Raw genomic sequence first — 2,971 nt, 5'->3', positions numbered from 1 at the left:
AAGCAGACCGCCATTACCCAGGAAATGCGCGCCCTGAGCGACGATGTCGAAGCACTGTACAGCGCCATCAAGCTGTACCTGGCGCAAATGCCCCGTGAGGACCTCAGCGAGCAGGACAGCCGGCGCTGGGCGGAAATCATCGAACTGGCGATCAACCTCAAGCTGGCCAGCGACCTGATTGAACGCATGCTGCGCAAGGTCCAGCAGCAGAAGACATCGCAACGCCGCTCCTTCTCCGAAGTGGGTCTGGAAGAACTGACCGGGCTGCACTCGCAACTGATCGCCAACCTGCGCCTGGGACTCTCGGTATTTCTCAGCGCCGACCCGGAAAGCGCCCGCCAACTGCTGCGGGAGAAACGCCGCTTCCGCGCCCAGGAACGGCGTCTGGCCCACGCCCACGTCAGCCGGCTGCAGCGCAAGATCGTCCAGAGCATCGAGACCAGCTCCCTGCACCTGGAACTGATTGCCGACATGAAGCGTCTCAACTCGCTGTTCTGCAGCAGCGCCTATGTGGTCCTGGAAACCTCGGACACCGGGGCGCTGGAAGTCGAGGACATGGCTGACATCACCCATTCACCCTGAACGTCCAGAGTGATCTGAAGTCTCTAAAACTTACGCACGCCGTAAGGAAGCTTGTTATGCGTTGTCTGTTATTCGCCTGCCTGTTACTGGGCAGTGCACAAGGATGGGCCCTGGATCGCTTCCAGGTCGAAGGCTACACCCTGCCCAACGGCCTGCAGCTGCTGCTCAAGCCCGGCAGCGAACGCGGCCACGTGGCGATCCGCCTGGTGGTGGGCGTCGGCCTGGACGATTTCGCCTGTGCCGACAAGGAACTGCCGCACCTGCTTGAACACTTGCTGTTCAGCGGCATCGACGCCGGCGGCGAAGGCGGCCTGGAAGAGCGCATGCAAGCCTTGGGCGGCGAATGGAACGCCTATACCAGCAATGCCGACACCACCTTCGTCATCGAAGCCCCGGCGAAGAACCAGCGCAAGGTCCTCGACCTGCTGCTGTCATTGCTCACCCGCACCCGCCTTGACGACAACGCCGTGGCCGCCGCCAAACAGGTGGTGGAACGCGAAGACGGCGGTCATTACTCGCACCTGCAGCGCTGGCTCGACCGCCAGGACCTGGGCCACAAGGCCGGCAACCAGCTGGCGGTGGAACTGGGGCTCAAATGCGCCGAACGCGCCGAAGTCGGGCACTTGACCCTGGCCCAGCTGGAGCAAGTGCGCAGAGACTGGTACGCCCCCAACAACATGAGCCTGATCGTCGTCGGCGAACTGGATCGCCTGCTGCCGGCTTATCTGGAGCGCACCTACGGCGCCCTCGAACCGGTAGAGCCCAGCGAGCACCGCGAGCTGCCACAGATCCAGGGCACGGCCGCCGCCGAGCGCAACTTGATCCATGGCTGGGTAGGGCAGAGCGCACAATTGCACTGGCTGTTTCCCGAACCTCTGCTGGAGCAGCAGCACGACGAGACCTTCGACCTGCTCAAGGACTATCTGGACTGGGCGTTATACCGTCAGTTGCGCCTGGAGCATGAGCTGTCCTACGGCCCCTGGAGCGACCGTGAAGTGTTTGGCGGCGTCGGTTTTCTCAGCCTCAATGCCGACCTCGAACGCGATGACCTGCCCCAGGCCCGACAGGTGGTCGAACAGCTCAAGGCGAAACTGCTCAAGGACGGTCTGGACCCCGCGACTTTTGAACGCCTGAAGCAGGCCGCCATTGATCGCCAGGCTTGGGCAGTACAGGGCAACAGCGCCTTGGCGGATTACTACTGGAGTGCCCTCGGGGACTTCGACAACGGCCGCTTCAGCGATCCGGCCAAGCGCCTGCGGGCGGTGAGCCTGAAGCAGGCCAACCTGGCGCTGAGGCAATTGCTGCAACAACCGGGCTACCTGCGAATCGAAAAGCCCCTGCTGGGGGACGAGCAGCTACTCTGGCTGACCGGCGGCCTGCTGGCCCTGATCGTCCTCGCCAGCCTGGGCGGCTATCTGCTGCATCGCCGGCGTAACCTCTAGCCGGTGTGGCGAGGGAGCATGCTCCCTCGCCACAGGCAGCGGCCAACAGGTATCCTGTCGCGGTTTTTCCTGCCAAGACTGTGACCCCACCCGATGCCTAACCTGACCCACTACATTCAGCGCATTCTGGAATTGATGAAGCGCTACCCGGGGGTCATTGCGCTCGGCGGTTTCATCTCCGGAGTCGGCAGCTTCATCCTGGTGGACCGGCAACAGGGCCTGGCCTCGTGGATCGCCGTGATCCTGCTGGTGAGCTGGGTCTGGCTGATGCTGGAAAACAGCCTGACCCAACTGTTCACCAAGGTCTTCAAGCGCGAGATCCCGCAACCGCTGCTGCGCTATGCGACGCAAATGATCCACCAGGAAAGCCTGTTCTTCGTCCTGCCGTTCTTCTTCATCACCACCAGCTGGAACAGCGGCCAACTGGTGTTCACCGGGCTGCTGGGGGCAGCGGCGCTGATTTCCATCACCGATCCGCTGTACTACAAGTGGCTGGCGCCGCGGCGCTGGCTGTTCCTCGCCCTGCACACCCTGACCCTGTTCGCCGCCTTGCTCACGGCCCTGCCGTTGATCCTGCACCTGACCACAGCCCAGAGCTTCAAGCTGGCCCTGGGCATCGCCATGCTCCTGTCCTTCCCGAGCCTGGCGTCGATCCTGCCGATCCGCAGCGTGCGCAGCGCACTGGCGGTGCTGTGCATCACCCTGGCCATTGGCAGCACCGGCTGGCTGCTGCGCTCCTGGGTGCCGCCGGCCACCCTGTGGCTGACCGAGGATGCCATCAGCACCCAACTCCAGGACCGCACGCCCGGGGACAGCCTGGAACAGGTCAGTGCCAGCCAGGTGCGCAGCAACGGTTTGTACGCCTACACCGCGATCAATGCTCCCCGAGGCCTGGACGAGCGCATTTATCACATCTGGCAGTTCAACGGCAGCGAAGTGGACCGCAT

At 63.4% G+C, this 2,971-nt stretch carries 2 protein-coding genes and 1 pseudogene; all 3 read left to right on the top strand.

Features of this window, described 5'->3' with window-relative positions; translation table 11 throughout:
• Positions 1-582: pseudogene (locus BLX41_RS34325) on the top strand (Na/Pi cotransporter family protein); the annotation flags it as partial.
• Positions 583-638: 56 nt separating this feature from the next.
• Positions 639-2,024, top strand: coding sequence for a M16 family metallopeptidase (locus BLX41_RS03550; RefSeq protein WP_123723792.1), 1,386 nt, complete (start codon positions 639-641; stop codon positions 2,022-2,024).
• Between the two features lie 93 nt (positions 2,025-2,117).
• Positions 2,118-2,971: DUF5924 family protein (locus tag BLX41_RS03545; protein WP_259744370.1), on the top strand; the 854-nt coding region annotated here is incomplete at its 3' end.

This window comes from Pseudomonas protegens (genome assembly GCF_003732485.1).
GTDB classification, from domain to species: domain Bacteria; phylum Pseudomonadota; class Gammaproteobacteria; order Pseudomonadales; family Pseudomonadaceae; genus Aquipseudomonas; species Aquipseudomonas protegens_B.
This window is presented reverse-complemented; position numbering and strand designations above follow the sequence as displayed.